The sequence below is a fragment of the Hamadaea sp. NPDC050747 genome (assembly GCF_040654195.1).
Taxonomy (GTDB): domain Bacteria; phylum Actinomycetota; class Actinomycetes; order Mycobacteriales; family Micromonosporaceae; genus Hamadaea.
In genome coordinates, this window is record NZ_JBFAHM010000009.1 from 384,467 (window position 1) to 408,119 (window position 23,653).

Here is a 23,653-nt window from a genome sequence, read left to right on the forward strand (position 1 = left end):
TCGGCGCCATCTGTCCTGCTACGCCGCTATGCCGTCTCGTCAGCTGACCGCTGCCGACCGATTGATCGACGTACCGACCCGATAAGTGACATGATCAGCAGGGTCCCGCCGATCAATGACAGCGCCCGCGTACCCGTCTCCACATACGGGCTCCACAATGCGGGTGGAGTGACGACCTGATCGGGTAGCCCGAGATACGAGTAGACCAGCTGCCCCGTCACGAGAACCGCGCTTGGCAGCAAGCAGAGGGCACCAGCAACGAACGCACGGCTACGCCGCAGGCGGCGCCAGAGGATGATCCCTACGACCGCGCCAAGGGCGAACCCCGTCAACGATAGCGGCAGCACTGATTGCGGCTCTGCACGTTCGATCGTGACAAGTACCCTCTCGGGGTCTAGGACTTCCACGGCCACAGTCCGTCCGTTGCTGTGGCCCAGCATCGTCGCAGGATTGCCGGGGTCGGCCATCCAGTGGAACTGTGACGCAGCTACTTCAAGATCACGGACTTGCGCTAGCGCCTGCGGATGATGAACTTGCACGCTGACGTAGCCGGAATCCAAGTCGTCCGTACCGAGTAGCGCCGACATGAGGAGGCCGTCCGCTTCAGAGTTGGGCTCAAAGAACGTCTCGTCACGCCGCTCGATGACATCGATGCGACCACCCGGAAGGATCTCGTCGTGCGCCATTCTCGTCGCAGACTCGTTTGACGGAAGGCTGGGGCAGCCGCGCCACCCCAGCCAAGCCCCGGCCCCTGCAGCCGGAGCGGCGAGCGCTATGGCCGCCGCCAGGCAGAAGACAGAGGTCCATGCTCGCCTCAATTTCCGTCCTCAGGATGTAGATGGTCGCCCGGGCTCGTCCGCAATGATGATGATGCACTCACTCCCTTTAGACCGCTGTACGCGACCATTGTTGGTTGGTGCCGGTGTTGCAGGTGTACTGAATGAGAATCACGCCGTCGGCGGTCGACGCGGCTGGTACGTCGACGCATTTGCCGCTGTGCCGCGCCCGGAGCTGGAAGTAGCTGCCGTTGGCGACCATCTGGAACTGCTGGTTCGTGCCCGTGCCGCAGGTGTACTGGATCAGTTCAGCACCGTCGGCCGTGGAGGCGCTCACGACGTCGAGACACTTTCCGCTGTTGCGGCTGACGATGCGCCAGTAGCCGCTGCCCGCGTCCTGGAACTGCCATTGCTGCCAGGCATTGCCGCTGTAGGCGTACTGGCTGACGCGCGCACCGTTGTCGGTGTTGGGCGACTGGACGTTCATGGTCTTGCCGCTGTGACGGACATCAATCCGGTAGTAGGTCGACGGCGGCGGACTCGTCGGGTCGCCGACGGTGTCTCCCCACGCGTAGCGGATCCGGTCGGCGCCGGAGGTGTTGCGGATGGTCAGATTGAGGTCGGTGCCGCTGCCGCTCAGGGCGTACATCGAGTACCAGTCGTAGCCGATCGAGCCCGGTTTGCCGCCGAGGGCCGGCCAGTAGGTGCCGCCCATCTGGTTGTCGCGCATGACCTGGGCCATGGCCCGGATGTAGCGCACGAAGTTGTCGGTGCTGTTGGCGTCGGCGTAGTTGAGGCCGGTCGACATGGGCGCGCCGAACTCGGTCGCGACCGCGCGGGCGGCACAGTTGCCCAGAAGTGACTGGATGTGGCTGCGGAATCCTTCGTAGGTCATCGCACCGTAGAAGAAGGCGTAGTAGTGGAACGACAGCAGGGTCGCGTTGAATCGGCTGTCGTTGCAGATGTCGCGCAGGTCCTGGCTGTAGCCGGTGCCGCCGATGAGCACCCGGCCGGGCGTCGCGTCGGGGTGCGCGCTGAGCCAGTTCGCCGCGACGTTGCGCCAGTCCGCCGAGGAGTAGCCGTGCGGCTCGTTCATCGGCTCGAAGTAGACGTTGCTGTTGGACCCGTAGGTGCCGATCACGCTGGACCACATCGAGTTCCATGCGCCCAGGTTCGTGATCTTGCCTCCGGAGGCGGCACCGTCCTCCCAGTACGCGAGGATGACCTTGAACCCGCGCTCCGTGGCGGCGTCGATCGCGCCGCGGTATGCGTTCCACCAGCTGGTGTTGGCCACGGTGTGAGTGTTGATCGGCAGCCGGACGGTGTTGATCCCCATGGTGGCGGCCATGTCGTCGTAGAGGGCGTTGGCCTTGGCCCGCACCGTCGCGTTGCTGTCGGACAGACTCAGCCCCTGCACGACGAGCGACGTGGTGCTGAAGTTGTCACCCAGCACCGCCCAGTTCATGCCCCGGAACTGGCGGGTGGCCGCGTTAGCCGGCGACGAGACCACGACGAGGCCGGCCAGCACCACAAGCACTGCGGCCACCAAGCTTACGAATAACCGGCGTACCAGCCGAGTACGCCGCGGCCACGCGGAGACGGAGCCGCCAGAGGAGACGTCTGTTGCCATCGGACTTCCCATCCTTAAATTTACATTTCCAACTTAAACAGGGTGCAACACATTCACCCACTTGTAAACATCATTGGATTCCGGCGAACGGTCACCCAGGTGGCCCGCAAGGGACTAGCTGGGCATCGACATCGCGCGATGCTGCTGCGGCCGTGTCGAGCTGACCGTGTCTCCACGCTGAGCGAGAACTTCCCGCGATGTGAAGTAGCCGCCGTGAAGGGCCCGCCGACATGGGTCCCCGGCGCGCTGCAGCGCTCCCGTCGTCCACCCGGCCCAGCCGTTCTGGACCGGGTGAAGCTTCCTCAGGATGCCTCACTCCGCACTCTCAGAAATTCTCTAGGCGCGGTTGTAGACATTCGGCGTGAGCGTCGGTAAGGTATCAGATGTTGCGAAGGTTGATTGAGTGCGACAGCTGAACTGGCGCACCGAAAGACACCACCGAAGAAGGACCCGCTCCAGGCGGGCCTTGCGGCCAGGCAAGTGAACGGGGCTGCAGGGCGGCTGGCCGGGTGATGGCCCGGAACTGCCGAGTCATCGGCACGTGATGGCCAGAAGGGAAGAAGGGAGAAGAGCGGCACCATCGGATCGCCCACCTGGTCGCGCTCAGCGCCGGTGGGAGCCGTAGACCCCAAGGAACGGAAGGTGGTCCTCGGTCGATATCCACGCCAAAGTCCCGCGATGCCGTCTCATGGCATGCCGGTGGGACAGACGAAAACCGGTGCAACTTAACGGCCGGTGATGGTTGGAACCCGTAATACTCCCCGGGTCCCGGTGCCGCCATATGGCACCGGGACCCATACCGTGTATCACAGACAGGACGTATATGACAGTTGACGGCACTGCGTCGCCGGACCGGTTCGACGACGAGCATTACCCGGCCTACACCATGGGGCGCGCCGCCGAGATGATCGGCGCCACAGCCGCGTTCTTGCGCTCCGTCGAGGCGGCGAAGCTGTTCGCCCCCGCTCGATCCGAAGGCGGCCATCGCCGCTACAGCCGCTATCAGCTACGGTTGGCCGCCCGCGTACGCGACATCGCCGATCAAGGCACCGGGGTGGAAGCGGCATGCCGCATCGTGATTCTGGAAGACCAACTCGCCGAGGCCCTGGAACTGAACAGGCGCTACGAGAGCGGGGCGGCGGGGGTCCGCGACTCATCGAGTGGCGGAGCAGCGCGCTGATCAGCTCACGACACCGGCCCGCGGTCACAGTCGAGTCCAGGGCGGGCACCAAGATCCACCGGCGTGGGATTGACGACTTCGCCTTGGCCGCCGCGACGAGGTCATCTTCCAGCCAGGTATTCCCGCAGCTTCTGGGGCCACACTTCGACCTCCCGGCCGGTCCATGCCGCCGCATCGGCTGGATCGGCCTCGATCCGGTTCCAGAGGGCCTCCTCCAGTGCAGGGCCGCGTTGCAGTTCGTGTTCGAAATCGCGTGCGTACGGATACGACCAATGCAGAAGACGTCCCCTTAGTTGCCCATCGATGACCAGCTCAGGCCTCGCCAGCCAGCGCATGCTGTTGCCATGGGCAACTGTCATCTCGAGCAGAAACGACTCCGGGTACGCCCATCGCCCATCGGTCACGACGATCGCCGAACCGGTACGCATGAGCATCGGCCTCGTCGTAGCTTCCACGAGCGTCGACCTGATCTCGTCGTCTTCGATGACGATGCGGTTGACCAGTTCGGCTGCCTCGGGGGCGTCCACGTCGCCATACAGGCCGTAGAAGGAGGCACCGATCCCGTACGCCAACGACGCGTGCAGCGTAGGGACGTCCGCCGCCGCGAGGAACAGCGAACGCTTCACCGGCCACGGTACCGTGCCCGCCGCACGCAGCAGCCAGTGCGACTTCGAGAGGGGAACCTGTGCCAGCAGACCGGCGAACACCTCGTCGACGAGGCGGCGATCTTCGAAATAGTCGACGTTGAGCGCAAGCCGAGCCGAGTCGGCGACTGGATCAGGACCGTGGACGAGCATCGCGGCGAACTGGCGCACGATCCAGTCCCGCAGGATCTGGCCGGTGCCGTTCCAGACGAATTGCAGGTACATCAGCGAGGAGTACGAAGGATTGTCTTGGTGGAACAGAACCAGGACGGCCGCCGTTTCCGGTGATGCGTCGTTGAGGTAGACGTCGTGCCCATCAGGTTCGGCCGCATCGTTGTCCCTGAAGTCTGCCAGGACCTCGTCGAGCTCCCGATCCACGGTCGCCCGGTCGATCCCGAGGGCCAGAAGCTCACGATCCCATGCGGCGCTGCCGATCGGAGGCGGCAGCGCCGAAGCGGGCGAAGCCAGGAAGGACGGGCCGGACACCGGCGAAGGCTATCTCACCGTGACTTCCGCAGGGAGTCGTTTTCGGCCCTCGGCCGCTTGCGATACACGCATCCCTGAGCGTGCAGTCGTCTGATCCTGGAACGGTTTGGGGGCGGATACACCGACACCGGCGCTACCGCGGCCCCGTCACCCGGCTCCGCCGGGGATGTCGGTCAACCGCACGATATCGAGGAAGACAGTGCGGTGCCCAAGCTCTGGATTCGGCGCCGTCGGCGATTCCGCGAACGTCTCGATTTCTTGGATCACCAGCCGGCAGTGGTCGGCCGGGTCGCTGGTGAGCGTGATCGGCGGCAGATCGGTGCCGAGCGGCCCGTTCACTGAGGTCGAGCGGCGCCATGCCGGTACGCCGTCGGTCCCGTCGCCCAGTGTGGTGACTTCCACGATGGCCGGGTCGAGGTTGCCGGGCAGGATTTCGAGGGTGGCCTGGACGAGGTTCGTGTGGGCGCCGATCGGCCCGGTGCCGTCGAGGCGGGCGTGCAGTCCGGCCGCGTCTTGCCAGCAGGTGAGCGTACGCAGGGGCAGCAGTTGCGCCGCTTCGGCTCGGATGACGGCCGACGCTTCACAGCCGCCGAGGCTGGCGGGCTGGAGGCGGACGAGTGCCAGTTCGACGAACGGGTTGTACGACTCGGCTGGTGGCTGGACGATGTCGATGTCGGCGTACCAGCGGCGGGATCGGTCGTCGAAGTGCACTTCGTGCGCCAGCACCTTCAGCGGTGTGGGGCTGCCGGCCGATGTGACCGACAAGACTTGCAGCTTTCGGGGGAACATCGACTCCGTCGGATCGGCGGTGGGCAGCGGGGTGGCCCAGATCGGGTCGCGGCGGACGCGGGTCACCAGCGTACGCGGCTGCGGGGCGCCGTCCGGCTGGATGACCACGCCGAGCCGTTCGTCTTGACCGGTGAGGTTCCAGGGCCGGTCGAGTTCGACGCGCAGCAGCGCTTTGCGTACGCGGGTCAGGCGGGCGCCGACGTCGGTCCGCCAGGCGAACGCCGGGGCGACCGCTAGGACGGCCGGTCGTTCGGGGGTCGCCGTATTGGGCACGGACACCGAGACGGTGGCCTCTTTGCTGAGGTCGGCGTCGGTCAGCCCGGCGAAGTACTGCCGAAAGCGGCTGGCGGCGACCAGCCGGTAGGAGACGACGCGGTGGCGGGTGTCGCCGAACTCGTGCCGCAGATCGGGCAGCGCTGTCGCAGACGGGTCCACAGTGAACGAGCCGACGTGCTGCTGCAGCGTCTTCGCCGGGTTCTCTCCGCCCATCGGGTCGTATTCGGGCCACTCGGCGTACACGTCGAGTTGACCGGTGCTGGCGGCGTCGAGGCCGAGCCACGGGTTCTCGCCGGGCTGGGCGTCGGCGATCCGCGCGTAGGTCTGGCCGAGCCCGCGATGTGCCGTCACCGCGCCCTTGGGGGCGTACCGGGGGTGCTGGACGGCGTGGACGAAGCGCAGCTCGTGCGGCGGGCTGACCAGTGGGTGCCGGCCGAACCGGACGAGTTCCATGAGGTGGTCCAGGACGTCTTGGCCGTCGGTCGGCGAGGTTTGCCCGACCCCGTTCTGCAGCCAGTTGGTCATGGCGAACGGGTTGATGTCGGCGACACTGCTGCTGACGGCGACCGTCAGCGTCTCGGCCGGGTTGAGCCGGACGACGGCGTTGCGGTCGTCAAGCCATTCGACGACCTTCGTCGAGCCGCCCGAAGGTGTCGTCAGGTGAATGTGCTTGGCGGCGTAGTCGGGCCATTGCCCACCGGTCACCGCCCAGCCTTCCGGAACCGTGGGCGGGACGACCGGGGTGCCGAGCGGAGGCCCCGGTCGCGCGGTCAGGCTCACCCCTTCGGCCGACGGGTCGGGCAGCCAGCTGTATTCGCCGTCGTCGCTGTAGGCCGGTGGGGTGGTGGCCCGGGCGAGCAGGTCGGCGAAGGCGTCGTCGGGCAAGGTGTCGGGCAGGGCGTCGAGCTGATCGCACAGGGCGAAGGCGGCCACCGGCGGCAGGAGCATGCGGATGTTGTTGACCGGATAGTCGTGCTCGACTGCGTACTGGTCGGCGTCGAGCGCCCCGACCGGCGCGGTGTCCGGGGGCGGCCAGGGGTCGCTGCGGATGACGAGCACGTCGAGCAGCCCGCCCGGGCCGAGCAACTCGGGATGCTCGGCGAGGTTCGGTGGCATGGCCAGCTCGGGCGGCAGCAGCGGATCGTGACGGCCGTAGAACGTCGCCGGTGAGGCCCCCTCGCTCTGCGCGGGGTCGTCGGGCTCCAGCCCGCCTCCGGCGAGATCGGTGACCCGCAGGCGGACCAGATAGCTTTCGCCGAAGCGTAGGCGCGGCACCTGCAGCGGCGAGAATTGCCAGGTCAGCCAGGCGCGTGCGGGCGCACGCTCGGTGCTGGAAGGCTGGACCACCCGTGGGGTGACCATGCTCCAGCCGTCCCAGCGGACCACGGTCTCGTCGGCGACCAGGCCGTCGGTCGGCTGCCCGGTCCGCCCCGCCCCGCGAAAGGCGGCGCCGTGCGCCTTGACGTGGCCTTCCTCCTCGGCGCCCGCGGGCCCGATCGCCAGACCGCCGGGCGTGCCGTAGGTGGCCTTCCGCCGGCACACCGACATCCAGGCCGATGCGGTGGTACGCACATCGACGCGATAGCCGAGGACGAGGTCGTCGGCCCACAGCTCCAGGTCGGTCGAGCGGCGTGCGGTGTTCGCGGTGGCGGCGCGGTTGCGAGCGCGCAACTGCCGTTCGCGTCCACCGTGCAGCAACGACAGTCCGGTCGAGCGGACGGCCGGAAGGGCGTTCCGTTCGCTTGTGGACTTGGCCAGCCGCAGACGATCCATCGTGGTCGTGACGTCGAATGTGGCCACCCTCCATTGCGGGCCCTCGAGGTCGAGCAGTCCATTTCGGATGCTGGAGCCTGCTGCCGGTTTCGGCAGGAACCGCTTGTTCGCGTACTCATAGTGTGTCCACGGCGTGGCCAGGACGAAGCCGGCGGCGGCCGCGGGCAGGGTGAGTTCGATACGGATGACGCCGGGGCTCGACGCGGTGAGCGCCCCGGGGTCCGTGACGTCGAATTCCAGGATGAGGCCGAGCGCGCGCAGCACGGCCGGGTGCTCGCGGAAGAGCGTGACGAGCTTGTGGAAGTCGGGGTCGGGTTGGCCGGTGTCGGCGGTGGCGGGCAGCTCGGCGGGCGGCAATGTCGAGTCGGGCACCGTCTTGAGCTGGGTGTCGATGACGGCCGGGTCGCCGGCGTGCCGCCCGGCGGTCGCGTAGATGGTTTCGACGGTGCTGACGTGCGCGGCGCTGGGCAGCACGTGGGGGTCGGGATATTCCTTGGGCGGGGTGAAGGGTTTGACGTGGATTCCGCCCAGCATGGCCTGCCACACCGGTGAGCTGGCGACCGGGCGAAGCGTGACGGGGACCGTCGTCGTGGGCATCTCCGGCGACTGTGCTACGTGGACCGTGATGGTGCTGTGGCTGAGCAGGTCCGGCCAGTCTGCCAGTCCGTACGCGGCGGCGGTGGCGGTTTCGTCCAGCCCGCTCAGCCGGGGCACGACGAGTCCGCGGAGGACGACGCCGTGTTTGGTGGTGCCGCCGGGAACGGCGACGATCTGCAGCTCGGTGCGCGCGTTCATCGGTACGCCTCCCGGTACGCTCGCGTGGCTTCGAGGTCCCGGGCGGAGGCGCCGGGACGCACCGTGGGCGCGGCCATCCGGTGCGGCACGACGTTCTCGTCGCCGCTGATGACCCACTCGCCGCTGTCGAGTTCGACGGTGTCCGACCACAGGGTCAGATCGAGTTCCAGGACGAGGGTGGCCCGGCCGACCAGGCGGTTTCCGGCCGACTGGTAGCCGAGTTCGAGCAGGAGTTCGACGGAGACCGAGACCAGCCCGAGGACCTCCAGGGAACCGCCGATGCGCAGGAAGCCGGTCAGGCGTACGTCGGTGCCGATCATCTCGTAGCGAATGCCGCCGAGCACGTGCGCTTCGCCCTTGGCGATGAAGAAGTCGACCGCGACGGCCGCGCCGAACTCCAGCGCGATCTCCAGGCGGCTCAGCGTCCCGCCGCGGAACTCGATGTCGGCGTACCCGCCGCCGCCGAACATCAACACACTGAGGCTGAACGGTTTCTCCCGGCTGGCGAAGCCCAGCTGCACCGACGGCGGCTCGCCTTGCAGCGGCACTGTCAGCACGATGCTGAACGAGGCGTTGCGGATGACGAACGCGCCGGTCGACACGTCCGGCACTGGCAGGCAGTACCGGGCCTGGATCGCGTTTCCGACCGGGCGTACCTCGGGAAGGGAATCGCCGATGCCGATCTTGTCCTGCAGGCCCTTCAGCAGATCCAGCGCGCCGAGGAACTCGGCCTTGAGCCCGTCGATCTTCACGTCGGGCGGCCGGCCCGCCTCCTGGGTGAACGCGACCTGGTCGAAGGCCAGCTTCAGCAGCGGGTCGCCGGGCGGCAATGCCAAGGCGAACGCCTTGACGGTGCAGGTCGACGTGGTCACGACGCCCGATTCGACGTGCAGGTCGACCGTCGGGGAACCGTTGGCCTGCAACAGGTCCCCCGGAGTCAACGGCAGATCGGACCAGTCCAGCGTGACGGTGGTGACCCCGTCCGGCGACAGGTCGGAGGTGATGGCCGGCGCCTTGGGGGCGACGTCACCGAGCAGGGAGCGCAGGTTGATGCCCAGCAGCGTCGCGTCGGCGGTCACGAGATCGGCCGGGTTCAGCGTGGCCAGCCCGGCGGCGTTGCCCAGGCCGTGCTCACGAGACAGACCGGTCGCGTCGATCACCGGCGTCGTCAGGCCGCCCGAGCGGTCGGCCGCGCTGCGGAAGTCCAGCGTGATCGGCGCGCCCGGGATCCGGAGCGGGATCGCTGCGGCGTCCCCATTGGTCTCGAACTCCGACGCGTACGCGAGTTTGGCGGTATGCGCGGCGGGTGTGTTGGGCAGCAGCGTGCGTGTCTCGACCAGGTCCACCTCGGCGGCCCAGTCGGCCGGGTCGTCGGTGCCGAGCCGGACGCGATACGCCCGGCCGTCGCGTACGCCGGTGATGTTCAACCGGCGGGTCAGCTGAATGTCGATCGATGACGAGTTCGCGGGTACGCCGTTCGGCGTCGGCGTGCTGTGCAGCAGGTCGACGGGGACCCCTGGCACGTCGGTGGGTCCGCCGCCGGCCGCCGCGTACGCCTCGGCCAGTTTCTCGTCGACCCCGGCGACCCCGAGCGAGTCGTACGCGGTCATCGTGAACGTCTCGGGCAGTTGCTCGTCGGCGACGAAGACGACCGGCACCGCGATCTGCACCGGGCCGAGACGGCCGTGGCAGCGTACCGGGAGCCGGATCGGCTGTCCGTCCACCTGCGGCACGAAGTACCACGGCTTCGGCACGCTCTGGGTCAGCATGACGGCCTCGATCTGGTCGCTGAGGACGTCGATCTGCTCGATCAGCGAGAGGAACCTCTCCGCCCAGGCCGCCTGCTCGGCCTCCAGTTGGCCGCCGCCGCTGAGGTCGGCGTAATCCTCGGCCGACGGCGGCGCGCTCATGTCGCCGGTGCCGGGCATCGGTGGCAGGGACGCGAGCAGGTCACGCAGATTCTGCAGCTGTTCCTGCAACTGCTCCGGCGGGCGGCGGTCGCGGATCGTGGTCGCCCAGCGTCCGAGCGTCGCCGTGTCCACCCCGTCGGGATCGTCGATGTGCTCGAACCGGGGCACCAGCGTCTCGACGCTGTGGAACGGGAACAGCCGGGCCAGCCGCGGGTCGGCCGATTGGGTCCGCACGGGCTCGGTGATGATCAGGATGCGGCTCTTGCGGATCACGGCGATCGGATCCTGGCCGTCCGGGTCCGGCTCACGCTGGCTGAGTTCGACGTACTCGGCTCGGTGGCCGGTCGGGTAGACGATGCCGCGCTGCAGTGTGCGTACGCGCCAGTCGCGCCCGAGGACCGCCGCGTGATCCCATTCGAAGGCGGGCCAGCGGCCCTGCGCCACCAGCGTGCCGCCCAGGGCGCTCAGCTCGAGACGCTCCACGGCGGCCGGTTCGTTCTGGCCCACGATCTGGCCGCGCATGGTCTGCCCCAGCGGCACGGCGATCCAGTCCTCCTCGCCGTAGCCGGTCGCGACCAGTCCCAGCTCGCCGAGCAGCCGGGTTCGCCACAGCGCCACGACGTCGGATCGGGTCCACGGCTCCGTGTGGTGGGCGGCGCTCGCCGAGCCGGACAGGTGCGAGCCGAGCCGGTAGGGCAGTTCGATCGCCGAGGAGTCGGCGGGGTCGTCGGTGACGAGGGCGGTGGCGGCGGCGAGCAGATCCCGGGCCGTCAGCGGAACGTCGTGGTCGACGTCGAAGACCAGGCGGCTCGGCCCCGCCGGCCCCGACCGCCACACCGGTACGCCGCCCTCGCTGACATCCGCCTGGAGCGTGTCACGGTCGTTGACGGATTCGCCGATGTGCTGGGGCGGGAAGGTCAGCCCGACCCGGCCCGGTTTCACGTCCACGCCCAGGACCACGAGGTCGTCGGCCCGGCGGAGCAGATGGCTGGCGGGGACGAGGTCGATCACGACCGGTTCGGTGAGGCCACCTTCCGAGGGCCATTCCGGGACGTCGGCGATGTGGTTGCCGAAGCTGTCCCAGTGATGCAGTACGCCGCCTTCGGCCCACGCGTACAGCACGCCCAACCGCCCGTCTGCGGAGAGCGTGGCCGACGGCGAGGAGATCACCGGCCCGAGGTCGGCCTTGAGTTCCCACACATTCCAGGGGGAGAACCCCTTCGTGCCGTCCCAATGCCAGTTCTGCAGCCGGAAATCGCGGGTGACGGCGTACACGTCCATCTGCACGCCGTCACCGGCGAGGACCAGATCGCCACGGAACGGCCCGGTGATCACCGGGCCGTCGCCGTACCAGCGGCCGGTGTGCAGCGGGCTGTCGTGCTCGGGGTTGTCCCAGTACTTCTCGGTGCCCTTCCAGCCCCAGTGGTTGATGTCGCCGTTGTCGTCGATCGTCATGACGTCGATGCGGTTGGGGTTCCAGAGCTGGGCGGCCGGCCGACCGGCGACTCCCCCGCCGAGGCGGTCGGTCTTGTACCCCTCACCGGAGTGGAACTCTCCGGTCGCCGCCAGCTCACCGTGCTCATCGCGGGTGAACAGGGCGACCTGGCCCCGGAACGGCAGGCCGAGGGGCGATCCGTACGCCGTGAACGGCAGACTGTCGACCGACCAGTCGCTTCCCACTGTCTGGAAGCGACGGATGCCGTTGTTGGCCTCCTGGGCGTACACGTGTGCCTCGGTGTCGCTCACCTGGACCGCCATCGGGTCGTACGCCACCCGCCAACCCTGGCGGGTCTCGGGGCCGGCGACGTGATCGCCGTCCCACCACCAGTGCAGCAGGCGGCTGTCGTAGCCGCGGGCGAACACGTCGAACCGGCCCGCACGCCCCACCGTCACGGGGTCACCGCGCAGCTGTCCGCCCAGGTTCTCCACGCCGGACGCACCGAAGTCGATGGCCCACCAGTGCACCAGCTGGTCTTCGGGCCCGCGGACGAATTGGTCGATCCGCCCGCCGAGGCCCTCTGTCGCGACGCGACCCGGGCGGTAACCGTCCATCACCACTCCCTCGCTCAGCCGCTTGACGCGGCCGGTGGTGTCGGCTGTCTCCTCAGTGATGGCTGTCCCTCCAGTCTGGCCCACAAGATCCCGCGCGAGTCGGCAAAGCCGGTATTTTCGCAGGTCAAGAAGGGCGAAACGGTATCCTGGAGGTCGGCCACAGGACGGTGAGTGCTCATGGCGACCATCTCCGCGCCGCGGTTCGGCGGAATCACTCAACTCCAGCAGTGCCTCGACGGGGCCCGGATGACTCCGGGTGGCTTCGACTCCGACGGCGACCTGCAGGTCGATCAGGCCAACGATCCGATCGCGGTGACCGCGGTGCAGAAGGCGCTCGCCGACCTCGGGTACGCCGTCGGCGTCGACGGCGACTACGGTCCGCAGACGACCGATGTCGTGCGGCAGTTCAAGAACGACGAGGGATTGCCGCTGCCCGCCGGATTGGCGGCGCATGACGGTGTCACCGGACCGGGCACGATGGGCCGTCTGGACGAGATCTACACGGCCGAGTCCGCCTCCGACGACGAGCTGCAGGCCATTGTGGACGCCAAGCTCGCCGAGGTCTCCGGCACCGACGTCGATCCTGGGCAACAGGTGGGCGGGCTGGTGCGAACCGTCGATCTGCACGGCGCGACCGCGTCGTGTGATCTTGGTCTGGTGGTCGTCACCCCGGCCCAAGAGGCTTGTGTCGTCCTGGAGCCCATTGCCACGCAGTGGATCGCCACGGGTGCCGAGGCCGGGCCGTTCGGCTATCCGGCCGCCGACAGCGCCGTGGACGCCGGACGCCTGGTCCAGGACTTCGGCGGCGGCGGCATGGCCGCACCCGGCGGACCGGCCACGCAGGGGCTGGTCCACAGCGTCGACCTGCCCGTCTGGCAACGCTGGCGCGAGCCGATCGGCGGATTCGACCCGGGATTCCCCGCCGCGGGCACAGTCGCGGTGGGTTTCGACGCCGCGGCCGAGGTCGGCCTGTTCGACGCGGCCACCATCGTCAGTCATCCGGACACCGGCGGTCAGGTGCTGCCCACCGCCGTGGCGGATCTGTGGCAGTCGCTGTCCGGCGGCGCCGACCTGGGTCTGCCCACGTCCAGCGGCACCCCGGCGCCGGGTGGCGGCCAGGTCTTCGGATTCGCCGGGGGCACCATCCTGCAGGCGGCGGACGGCACCGCTTCGGTCAAGCTGGACGCGGCCGGCGGCGAAGCCGTGCCCGCCATGCGTTTCCTGCTGCCGGACGACGCCAACCGCGGCCTGCGATCGGCGTCACCCGACAACCGGGCCGAGGCGTTCATCGGCGGCAAGCGGGCGCTGCCGCGCATGGCCGCCGACATCGCGACCGCCGCGGGCCCGAACGATTTCATCTACCTGCTCAACTGGTACTGCAGCGTCAATCTCGCGATGCAACCCGGCAATCCCGACTCCACGCTGCGCAAGCTGCTCGAGGCCGCGACCCGTGGGGCCAACGGTCAGCCCGGGGCGCAGGTCGACGCGATGTTCTGGAAGTCCAAGTCGCAGGCGAACGCCACGAGCGTGACGCTCGCCACGCTCGCCCCGTTCTTCTTCCTCGATCAGGTGCTGACGCCGATCAACAGTGAATCGATGGCCTTCATCAACTCGCTGCCGAACTCCGGCGCCATTCTCGACGGCCGGCACCTGATCGCGGGCAGCCATCATCAGAAGGTCCTGATCGTACGCAGTGGCGACCGGCTGATCGCCTGGACCGGTGGCATCGACGTCAACCCCGACCGGCTGCACGAGAAGGGTGTCAACGGATCGCTGGCCACCGGCTCGCCGCTGTTCGACGTCCACGTCCGGATCGAGGGGCCGGCCGCGGTCGACCTGTTGCAGACCTTCGTCGACCGGTGGACGCGGCACCCTGAGGCACCGTCGTTCAAGCCGTTGCGCGGGGCCGGTTTCGCGCCCGTCGGGGGTGCGACGGGGCCGCATACGGTGCAGATCTCGCACACCTACGGCCGGGGCTTCCCCTTCCCGCATCCCGTCCAGTCGGGCAAGGCCGTTTTGGAGAACGCGCTGCGGAACACGCGCAGGCACGCGTACCTGACCTGTCAGTACTTCGTCGGTTCCGAGCCGCTGCGGGACGCCCTCCGCGTCGCCCTGCGAGCCGCCGACTACGTCGTCGTGGTCATGGCACCCCTGGAGGCCGTGGACGACCTGCCCGACATCGCGTTCCGGCGAAACGCGTTCCTCGCCCCGCTGCTGGCGGAGTTCCCGGGCAAGCTGCTGGCCTTCGAGGCGCTCGGCACCGCCGGTACGCCGACCTCGCCGGAGGCGTACGTGCACTCCAAACTGCTCCTGGTGGACGACGAAGCCGCCTTCGTGGGCACGCTGAACTACAGCCGTCGCTCGTGGACGCACGACAGCGAGGTGATGGCGACCATCATCGACACCGGTGGGCCGAGCTTCCCGCCCGCCCCCGATCCGAGCGCCTTCGCCGCCGACCTGCGCGCCGCGCTGTGGGCCGAGCATCTGCAGGTTCCCGTCTCGTCGGTCACCGATGTCGGGGCGGCCAAGTCCCTCTGGGTCACCTTGCCGGCCGGGGCCCGCGTACGCCCATACAACCCAGCGGCGCCGATCAAGCGACCGACCGTGGGCGGCCGCCCGATCGCGCCACGCATCCTCGACGCGTACTGGAACACGACCGCCGATCCGCAGGGCTGACCCACGCGGCCCACGTCCGGCAGGAGGCGTCCACCGGCCCGGTCCGACGGCGGCCGGCCCTGATGCCGACACCACCACCGCTGCCTGACGGGACCCTTCTCGTCACGACTGACACGCGCTGGTTTCAGACAGAGACGGGTTTCGAACACCCGGTGGACGGCGATGGTGTTCGGCCCCCAGGCTCGGCGCATGATGTCCGATCACTTGCGGCGTGCCACTGCGACCGTTGCCGCAGCCCTGCTGCTACTGGCCACCGTTGCGGCCCAACCCGCGTCCGCGGCCGACGACGTACGCACCTCGTCGCTGCGCCTGTGCGACCCCACCGGCTGCTACGTGGCCTGGCGAGTCGTCGACTCCGATCACGACGGAGTCTGCGACGCCGACGAACTGATGGCGGGCACCGACCCGTACGACCCGGCCAGCCGCCCCGGGCTGGAGGTGGTCGTCGAGATCGCCCACGAGCGCAAGCTGCCGTCCTTCGAGAACGGGCTGGGCGTGTTCCTCGCTCTCCCCCAGGAGATCATCGAGGCGCGTGGAGAGGCTGGAATGGACGTGCTCGGCGCCTTCGACATGGCGTCCCGGCACGACACGCTGCACCACTTCAGCCTCACCTTCGGTGAGATCACGACCGGCGGCGTCGACCTCGACCCGATGCGTGGCTTCTCCATCGGTCTGGCCGGGACGGGCGGACCAGGCTCCAAGCCCGGCCTGCGGGTCGGTGGGGTCTCCGTCGGGCTGATCGCGGCCGGGTTCGACGAGAACCGGTACACGTTCGGGCAGGAGCACGGTGGCGTCAAGTCCGTCGAAAGGTACAAGGACGGCGGCAGCCGTTTCGAGTTCGTCGACGGCGCCAGCCGGGAAACTCACCCAGACGGCCAGGGCGGCTTCGTGCAGACCACCACCAACCCTGACGACAGCCCCGGACCCACGACGACGGGGCAGTCCCACACGGAGAGCGACGGCGAGGGCGGCACCATCCACCGGGAAAAGGAGACCACTACCGACCCCAACGACGATGTGGACACCGTCGTCTACCGGGAGACGCACGACGCCCCGGGCGGCGGACGCAGCAGTTACACATCGGTCGTGCAGGTTGTCCGCGACGACAACGGCGACGTCACGGGCACCTACAAGACGACGATCGTCACCATCATCTCCGCCGACGGCGAGTACAGCTCCACGGACGTCACGATCGAGCAGTGCGACAACAGCGACAACTGCACCGTGATCGCCTCCGGCTATGAGGACTCCGACACCGTCGACGACGAGGAGTACTACAACCCTGACGCCGACACCACGATCGTCACCGTCGAGATGCGAGACAACGTGCTGCGTACGCGTGGCGCAGCGGTGAAGGTGATGAACGGCTGGGCCGCGCCCGGCTTCGAGAAGGACCCGGCCAACCCGAACGACCCGGGCCTGATCGGACTGATCGACTCCGACCTGCAGACCAGCTATCTGCTGGTGTCGCCGCCCCGGGTGACCAAGGCCCAGCCGGAGGTCCATCCCGGTCTGCCCCAGCCGGGCCAGGCCGCCCCGAAGGACGGCGGCTGCGGCGGGTACTGCGGCTGACCTTCGGCCGGCCGCCGGGCGCGTACGCCCGGCGGCCGGTCCGGTCATCGTGCCGCGCGGTCCGGCTGCGGATGGCCCTGTTACGGCGTGGTCGGGCAGGCGGTTCCCCGGTCGAGCGTGTACCTGGCCTCGATGGTGAACGTGCCGGCGGTGGGTGTCGACAGTTCGGTCCACCTGCCGTGCTGGGCGAGGCAAGCGTGCGAGGCTCCGTCGTCGACGACGCCGCGGATGGCCAGCCACGGTGACCAGGCGATGCGGATGAGCACCGCACCGGGCCGGGGCACGTCGAGGGTGATCGCCGCGGGTCCGTCGGAGGTGACCGTGGCCGGCGGCGTGGCCAGCGGTTCGACGCCGTCGACCCGGTACACCCGCCAGTCGGCGTCCGCCCACACCAGGCTCAGCCACGGATGCCCGGCGGTGATGATCTTCGCTTCGGCGATGCCGGCGTCGTCTGGCTCGTCGGCCGACAGCACGACGTATCCGACGCTCCATTCGCGGAGCCAGGCCCGATAGTCCTCGGCCGTCAACTGGTCCTGGTAGAAGATCGGGTTGCGGGCCACGTCCGCCTGCCGATTCCAGCCGCGGGCCAGGTTGACGTAGGGCGCGAGCCCGGCAGCCTCCCAGTGCGAGCGCAGCGGCACCACCTCGACCCGGACCTGCCGGGCGGCCAGTCGCTGGAGTTCGTCGATCAGCGGCCGGGCGTCGGCGACCCCGGCAGTCACCGGCGCGGTGTTCACGATGTTCACGACCGGGTGCACGACGGTCCAGACGGCCATCACCACCATGGCCGCATAGCGCGCCCGCCGGGGCCAGCCGCTGCGTTCGCGGGCGGCCTCGGCGCACATCAGGACGGCCGCGCCGGCCAGCATCAGCAGCCGCTCGACGTTACTGCCGATGGGAGTCGGCAGCACCCAGCACAAGGCGACGCCAGCAGCGTAGACCCAGGCTCCGGCCCGTACGGTCGACCAGTCCCGTGGGACCAACGCCGCGACCGCGACGGCGGCGGCGAGCGTGGGCACCGCCGAATACCAGTGAAACGGCTGCACGCCGGAGAACGGGAACAGCAGGGCGGTCACCCCGATCACCACCGGCGGGCCGGCCGCCATCAGGTAGGCAGGTCGCCGCCGGCCGGTCAGGAACAGCGCCGCCGCGAACACCTCGATGAACAGTCCGGCAACCGGACTGCACAAGGTGGCCACGGCGCCCAGCAACGCGGCGAGCACCGGACGTGGCCGGCGATCCAGCAGGACGACCACCGCGAGCAGGGCGACGGCCAAGCCGAGCAGGTAGGTCACTCGACCGGCGGCAAGGTTGAGCCAGACGGCGACGGACAGCCAAAGGATCGACGGCAGCGGCTGGCGTACGCCCGACCGGGCGAGCAGCTGGGCGGCCAGGGCGGTGCTCGCGACGGCCGCGACGACGCCGGTGGTGCGTACCCCGATCAGGGCCATCAGGTACGGCGAGAGCACGCTGTACGACGCCGGATGCATCCCCCCGTACCAGGACAGGTTGTAAGCCGAGCCGGGATGATCGCGGACGAAAGCGGTCCAGGCGTACTGAGCCGCGAGATCTCCTGCGTCGCGGGCCAGCCACAGCGCCCAAACCAGGCTCAGGCCGCCGGTCAGGAGGGTCGCTGCGACGACCGGCCGGGTCCACCATTGGGGCCAGCCGGTGCTGGGACGGGTCGCCGTGCTGCCGGGAACCGCGATATGCGTCATGTCATCCGTCCTACGAGCCGGCCGCGAGGGTGCGGCGGACGTATGCCGGCCGCGGGCTCGCGCCAGGCCATCATCCAGCACGAGAATGTGCCTGGCTGCTCCCCGGCAGTAAGTGCCCGGCATCGCACACGACGCCGGGCAGGACGGGCGAGCCACACGGTCACAGTGGGCGAGTGAACATCTTCCGGTTGGCGAAGTTTCGGTAGCCCGCGCGCTGGAACGCCTTGGACATGCCGATGTTGTCCGCGTCGCAGTCCCCGCGGATCTCCTCGGCCCCGGCGTCGACGAGCACTCGAGTGCCCCGGGCGACCACGCTGGTGGCGTAGCCCTGACCTCGGCCGATCCGGGCGACGGCGACCAGGCCGATGACCGCCGAGGTCGCCGTACGCGCCGGCATGCTGATCGCCACGGGCGTGTCCGCCGCGTCGTAGCCGATCTCGTACCAGGCGGGCTGGTGGTTCATCTCCAGCATGTCGGCGACATTGCGTCTGGCCGCACCCCGCAGGCCGTGCTCGGCGATCTCAGCCTGGAAGATCGAGTCTTTCGTGTCGGTGAAGGTGTCGGCGAGCAGCTCCACGAACGGCGCCTCACCCAGCTCGGCCAAGGTTCGCCAATGCAACCGCTCGTCTTGTGCGGGCATCGGGTCGCTCGCGGTCCACAGGAACCGGCAGCCGTCACGGGTGACGGTGAACCCGGCGCCGGCGAGCAGCCCTTCGCGCAACTCCGGGTCCCGCTGGAACTGGGGGGCTTGGGCCGGGCTGTCAAGGACGTGTCCCTGGGTCTGTGCGCCGAGCCGGCGGGCCTGTTCGGCGGCGTATGCCAACAACGCCTCGCCGGTGGCTGCGTCGCCGGGTTCCAGCAGGACGATGTCCATCGGCACTGTGCGGCCGGGGATCGTCCACAGCACCACATTGCCGATCAGCCGGCCATCGCGCTCGGCGACCAGGCACCACTCCGGTCGGGTGCACCCGCTCTCCAGCAGACCGGCCAGGTAGGCGGCGGTCGCCGCGTTGCGTTCGTCGTCCTCGGGAGAGGTCGTCAAGGCGGGGAGCTCGTCGGGATGAGCGGTACGAATTGTGAGCACAGTCAGATTCCTTCGTCGGCGATCGTTGGCAGAGTACGCAGGTTGCGTACGGGTGAATGCAGCAGAGGGAGTAGTGCGGTGAACGCCAGGCAGGCGCAGGCGAATAACGCCGGGCGTAGGCCGAGCCGATGTCTCAGGTCCTTGCTTGGCAGGTCGTGCCGCTCGGCGTCCCGAACCAGCCGAGGAGCGCCTCGCGTAGCGCGGGCGCAGCGGAGTCGGCGGGCTCATTGAGGCTCGCCACCCAGACGACGTGGCCGTCCGGCCGGATGAGGAGCGCGTCGGCCGGTCGATCGTCGGTCTTGGCGGTGCCGAGGTCGACGCGATGCCGCCAATCTCGGGCGGCATCGCGCAGCTCCGGCCGGTCGGCGAGGTCGAGGAGGACAGGCCTGGCGCCATGCATGAGGTCCGCGACGCTGGTGGTGCCCCGGTCGGTATGCAGAATGAGGTCGGGGGCGAAGGCGCCGGCCAGCGCGTGATGGCCGGACCCGGGCATCGGGTAACGGATGTCACTGCCGGCAACGAGCGCTCCCATGCGGCGCAACGGTTGCTCGTCGGTGAGCAGTTCCTGGAAGACCGCTCGAAGCGCCTCGGCGGCGGCGTCGTGCCCGCGTCGCAACGCCACCTGGGCGCGGGTGTGCAGCATGGTCCGGGCGTTGGCCAGTTGACGTTCGTCGTGGTACGTGTCCAGCAGACCGTCCGGCGCCCAGCCGTGCAGGTCAGCCGCCAGCTTCCAGGCCAGGTTGACCGCGTCGAGCATTCCGGCGTTGATCGCGACGCCGGTGGCCGGGAACAGGTGCGCCGCGTCACCGGCCAGTAGGATCCGCCCTTCCCGATACCGTTCGGCCTGCCGGGCTTTGAAGGTGAAGCGCGACAATCGTGTGGTTTGAGCTACGGGCAGGTCCACACCGATGACGCGGCGGAGACTCTCCTGGAGTTCGGCGACAGTCATCGGCATGTCGTCGTCGTAGTCGACGGTCTCGTCCTCGACGGTGTAAAGGGAGACGACACGAGAGGACGGCGAAGAGCCGACTCCTAGCAGGCCCTGGTCGGTGCGAGTGAAGCCCGCGCGGACCAGGCCGAAACCGGGTACGTCGAGGTCGCCGTTGTCGAGCACGGCCACGGCATCGGACAGGGTGACCTGGGCGAGCCGGTTGACCTCCGGGTAGACGGTGCCGGGGAAGCCGATGCCGGCCCAATCCCGGACGCGGCTGCGGGCGCCGTCACATGCCACGAGGTAATGGCCCGTCACCTGGTACGGCCCGTCCGGGCCCCGCACCTCCACCGTGACCGCGTTCTCGTCCTGGGCGACCCCGATCACCTCCTGTCCGCGACGGAGGTCGACATCGAGTTCGGCGGCGCGGTCGTCGAGCAGCTGCTCGAGTCGCTGTTGCGGCAGCGGAAGGGCGTGTAGCGGCGGGTCGGCCAGCTCAGTGAAGTCCAGGTGCACTCCGCCGAACGGGAACCGGGGAGCTGGGGCGGGTCCAGTGCAGGCGGCCTCGAACCGTTCCAGCAAGCCGCGATAGCGCAACAGCTCCAGGATCTGCCCGCCGAGACCACCGGCTTTCGGTGTGTCGCGGCGCTGCGGTTGCCGTTCCAGCACCAGCGGTCGCACACCCGCCAGGCGCAGTTCTGCCGCCAACATGAGACCGGTGGGCCCGGCCCCGACAATGATGACGTCGATCATTCGAAATTGCCTCAATTCGTCTCAGAACACTGCCGGTCCCGGGTCTTGCGATGGCCCGGAGAAGCCGATTCCGCCGATGACCATGCCGGATTGAGCCCGCCGGATCTGCAGCGGCCGAACACCGGTTTCATCCTCGAAGCGAGCGCAGGGCGAAACAACGGCCAATGCGACCGTGCAGGTATAACCGTGAAGTTATGGCAGGTCCAGGGAGCGGCTGCCGACGGTAGCCGCCGTCTCGACGAAAGCCCGGAGGAGGGCGGAAGTGTCGTTGGCCCGCCAGACCAGCGCCCACTCCGTGGCGGACGCGTCGTGAATCGGTACGAGGACGACGCCTGGGTGGGAGTAGTAGTGCCGCGCATGCTGGTTCAGTGGCGTCACGAAGGCGTCGGCGGCCACCGACGTCAGGATCTCGTGGAGCGTCGCGGCGTGTGGGCCCCGGGGAATCGGCCGCCCCGACGGGGTGCGGGAAGGCACCATCGCCTCGATCCAGCCGGAGGGCAATGTTCCGAGATCGATGGTGACACAATCACCCAGATCCTCCAGCGAGACTTCGGATCGCCCGGCGAGATGGTGTGCCGCGGACACGGCGAGGACACGGCCCTCGGTGAAAAGGACGGGTCCTTCGGCGAGATCCGCTTCACGGACCGGTCGCCACAACAGCGCGACGTCGACTTGACCGGTACGGAGAGCGGCGAACGGGTCGCTGAAGTGGATCTCCTGAAGCCGTACGCCGCAGCCCGGATAGCGGCCGAGGAAGAGATCGATGGTGCCGCGGAGTTCGTGTCCCAGCGCACCCATCACGCCCACTCGGATCGTGCCGGTGACGCCGCGGACGGAATCGGCAGCCCGGGACAGGCCCGCCTGGATCGCGTCGTACGCCGTGCGAAGGTCGTCGCGCAGCTGTTCGCCGACCGGCGTGAGGCGTACGCGGCGGCTGGTGCGGTCGAACAGCGGCGCACCGATACGGCGTTCCTGCGCCTTGATCGCCTGGCTCACCCGCGCCTGCGACACGTGCAGGCGCTCGGCCGTACGGCTGAAGTGAAGCTCTTCAGCCAGCGTCAGGAAGATCTCGATGTCGCGCAGTTCCACCCGGCGAAGTGTAAAGGCACTGGCTGGGCGGGTTCTGCCCATCGTCTCTTGGTTCGACTCGACCGGGTACTCCTCAATCGGATAAATCCGACCTATGCAGGATCAGTGAGCCCCACGTCTCCTGTCAACCGACGGCAGCCACCGAATATCACCCGTTCCTCCACAGCTTGACCCTGTTGGCGGCGACCGCGAGGACCATCGGAATGATGGTCAGTCCCTCTCCCGGCCCGGGGTGCGCCCCGGGACCCATGTTGTTCGGCGTATGAACCTCGGTTGCCTGATACCCCGTATGCGCGATGGTGTTGATCGCCTCCGCCCCTGCTGTCCGCCTCTTTTTCGAGAGGTCGACCTCAAGAAAGGCCTCTTCCCGGTTGTCGGACTTCGCAAGCTCATCGTGGTGGCGTTCGGTCCTCGGCGTAACAGGGTCGCGGTCCGCCGAGTGAAGCCGAGCCGCACCCTTGGTTGGGCCGCCGGGGCCTCCGAAGCCGACCGCGCCGGTCACCGCCCCGATGCCGCCGGAGACCGCGACGTCGGTCCAGTTCACGCGTCCGGTCGTGGCCAGCTGCTCCGCAGTGTCGACGCCGGATTCGCTGGCGAATCCGGCGATCATCCGGCCGCCGATCTTCGCTCCGAAGGCGCCTAACGCTCCGGCGACTTTGCCCGCGACGATGCCGCCGACGCCACCGGTGACGACAGTGAGGGCGCCTTGCACCGCGCCTTGGCCCAGTGAGCCGAGGGCGTCTTTGAAGCCGTGGATGTTGCCTTGGGCGGCGTCCTTGCCGAGGTTGATCACCGCCATGGCTCCGACGACGCAGGCGACTGCGCCGGCTCCGGCGGTGACCGCGGTACAGGCGATGCCGGCGGCCACCCCGGCGACGATCGCGCCGATCTGGATCAGGGTGTCCTTGTGCTCCTTCACCCACTTCGCGGTGGCGTGATAGGCGTCCTTGACCTTGTTGGCTACCTGTTTGACGGTCTTGGTGACCTTGTTGACGATCCGCTGACCGGCCTGCTTGATCCGGTGGTACGCGTTCTTGACTTTGCCCTTCAGGTGGTTGATGTGCTTGGCGACGCTGTGCTTCACCCGGTGATACGTGTGTTTGACCGCTCTGACGGCCTTCTTGTACGTCTTCTTCGCATAGTGCACGGCTCGGTAGACGGTGTGTTTGACCGACCGGTACGCCCGGTGGACGACCCGGCTGACCTTGTGCACGGCTTTCTTCACGTGATGGACGACGTGACGCACCACGTGGGTGGCCGCATGCCAGTAGGACCGGGCGTAGCTGTAGGCGTAGTGGAAGACTGAATGGGAGACGTACTTCTTGGCCTTGTGGACGGCCTTCTTGACCGCCTTGATCGGGTTCCAGCCCCAGTGGCCGGTCGAGTCGATGGTCTGCAGCGGGTTGCCGTCGCCGTACTGGTAGTGGTTGGCGTCGATGGAATCCGGGATCGGGTCGTTGTCGGCGGTGTCCCGGTTGTCGAACTGCCCGGTCGCCGGGTTGTACCAGCGCGCGTGCAT

Annotated in this window: 13 protein-coding genes; 3 read left to right on the forward strand and 10 right to left on the reverse strand. The window is 68.6% G+C overall.

All coding sequences use genetic code 11. The features are described 5' to 3' along the window. Nucleotides 1–26: 26 nt before the first annotated feature. Both AB0H43_RS23590 and AB0H43_RS23595 read right to left on the reverse strand, forming a co-directional pair. Nucleotides 27–686: a hypothetical protein gene (locus AB0H43_RS23590; RefSeq protein ID WP_360002368.1), complete on the reverse strand. Its 660-nt coding sequence runs from the start codon at nt 684–686 to the stop codon at nt 27–29. Nucleotides 687–885: 199 nt separating this feature from the next. After that, nucleotides 886–2,322 (reverse strand): RICIN domain-containing protein, encoded by a 1,437-nt coding sequence (locus AB0H43_RS23595; RefSeq protein WP_360002370.1) that lies wholly within the window; start codon nt 2,320–2,322, stop codon nt 886–888. Nucleotides 2,323–3,229: 907 nt separating this feature from the next. Here AB0H43_RS23595 and AB0H43_RS23600 point away from each other — a divergent pair. After that, nucleotides 3,230–3,586, forward strand: coding sequence for a MerR family transcriptional regulator (locus AB0H43_RS23600; RefSeq protein WP_360002373.1), 357 nt, complete (start codon nt 3,230–3,232; stop codon nt 3,584–3,586). Nucleotides 3,587–3,687: 101 nt separating this feature from the next. Here AB0H43_RS23600 and AB0H43_RS23605 read toward each other — a convergent pair whose 3' ends face one another. The 3 genes from AB0H43_RS23605 to AB0H43_RS23615 all read right to left on the reverse strand — a co-directional run bounded on the left by AB0H43_RS23605 (nt 3,688) and on the right by AB0H43_RS23615 (nt 12,311). After that, nucleotides 3,688–4,716, reverse strand: coding sequence for a hypothetical protein (locus tag AB0H43_RS23605; RefSeq protein ID WP_360002375.1), 1,029 nt, complete (start codon nt 4,714–4,716; stop codon nt 3,688–3,690). A gap of 147 nt (nt 4,717–4,863) precedes the next feature. Continuing rightward, the gene (locus tag AB0H43_RS23610) at nt 4,864–8,349 is read right to left on the reverse strand and encodes a hypothetical protein (protein ID WP_360002376.1); all 3,486 of its coding nucleotides are present in this window, start codon (nt 8,347–8,349) and stop codon (nt 4,864–4,866) included. Then, entirely contained in the window at nt 8,346–12,311 is a 3,966-nt protein-coding gene (locus tag AB0H43_RS23615) for a hypothetical protein (RefSeq protein WP_360002378.1), read from the reverse strand. Before AB0H43_RS23615 ends, AB0H43_RS23610 begins: the two co-directional genes overlap by 4 nt. A 177-nt stretch (nt 12,312–12,488) precedes the next feature. Between AB0H43_RS23615 and AB0H43_RS23620 the strand changes: the two genes are divergently transcribed. Both AB0H43_RS23620 and AB0H43_RS23625 read left to right on the forward strand, forming a co-directional pair. Beyond that, the gene (locus tag AB0H43_RS23620; protein ID WP_360002380.1) at nt 12,489–14,987 is read left to right on the forward strand and encodes a peptidoglycan-binding protein; all 2,499 of its coding nucleotides are present in this window, start codon (nt 12,489–12,491) and stop codon (nt 14,985–14,987) included. A 189-nt stretch (nt 14,988–15,176) separates the two neighbouring features. Further along, nucleotides 15,177–16,559, forward strand: a complete 1,383-nt coding sequence (locus tag AB0H43_RS23625; protein ID WP_360002381.1) for a hypothetical protein — start codon at nt 15,177–15,179, stop codon at nt 16,557–16,559. An 80-nt stretch (nt 16,560–16,639) separates the two neighbouring features. Here AB0H43_RS23625 and AB0H43_RS23630 read toward each other — a convergent pair whose 3' ends face one another. The 5 genes from AB0H43_RS23630 to AB0H43_RS23650 form a co-directional block, all read right to left on the reverse strand. After that, complete coding sequence (locus AB0H43_RS23630; RefSeq protein WP_360002383.1) at nt 16,640–18,277, reverse strand: MFS transporter; 1,638 nt, start codon at nt 18,275–18,277, stop codon at nt 16,640–16,642. A gap of 160 nt (nt 18,278–18,437) precedes the next feature. After that, entirely contained in the window at nt 18,438–19,361 is a 924-nt protein-coding gene (locus AB0H43_RS23635) for a mycothiol acetyltransferase (RefSeq protein ID WP_360002385.1), read from the reverse strand. A 133-nt stretch (nt 19,362–19,494) separates the two neighbouring features. Beyond that, on the reverse strand, nt 19,495–21,045 hold the full coding sequence (locus AB0H43_RS23640) for an FAD-dependent monooxygenase (protein WP_360002387.1): 1,551 nt from the start codon (nt 21,043–21,045) through the stop codon (nt 19,495–19,497). 192 nt (nt 21,046–21,237) lie between these two features. Continuing rightward, on the reverse strand, nt 21,238–22,134 hold the full coding sequence (locus AB0H43_RS23645) for a LysR family transcriptional regulator (protein ID WP_360002388.1): 897 nt from the start codon (nt 22,132–22,134) through the stop codon (nt 21,238–21,240). A 148-nt stretch (nt 22,135–22,282) separates the two neighbouring features. Further along, a partial coding sequence (locus tag AB0H43_RS23650; protein ID WP_360002390.1) for a hypothetical protein occupies nt 22,283–23,653 on the reverse strand: 1,371 nt, incomplete at its 5' end.